This is a genomic window from Staphylococcus sp. HMSC061G12, assembly GCF_001838465.1.
Taxonomy (GTDB): domain Bacteria; phylum Bacillota; class Bacilli; order Staphylococcales; family Staphylococcaceae; genus Staphylococcus; species Staphylococcus simulans.
Genome location: NZ_KV837177.1, coordinates 1 through 212 on the forward strand (window position 1 = coordinate 1; position 212 = coordinate 212).

1 protein-coding gene is annotated in these 212 nt (G+C 40.1%); it reads left to right on the forward strand.

From position 1 onward, the window contains the following. Positions 1-212, forward strand: a 212-nt coding sequence (locus HMPREF2937_RS13905; RefSeq protein WP_218970115.1) for a hypothetical protein, incomplete at both ends; no start/stop codon positions are given.

Below are 212 nucleotides of genomic sequence, written 5' to 3' on the forward strand. Positions count from 1 at the left end.
AAAGTGTCAGGAGTTATCGCTGATAAGCTCCTAGTCGGGACTGCAGGTAAGGATCGTCAGATTAGTCGAGTATACTTGTCAGATGACAAGGGACAAGAAGTTAGCAGTGCCAGTGAGTATCTAGTTATCCAAATGCCTGTTACTTTTGATAGTCAAAAAAATACTGCTGTAGCTTGTCCATTTTATTACAATCTAGAAACTTTGCACAACAC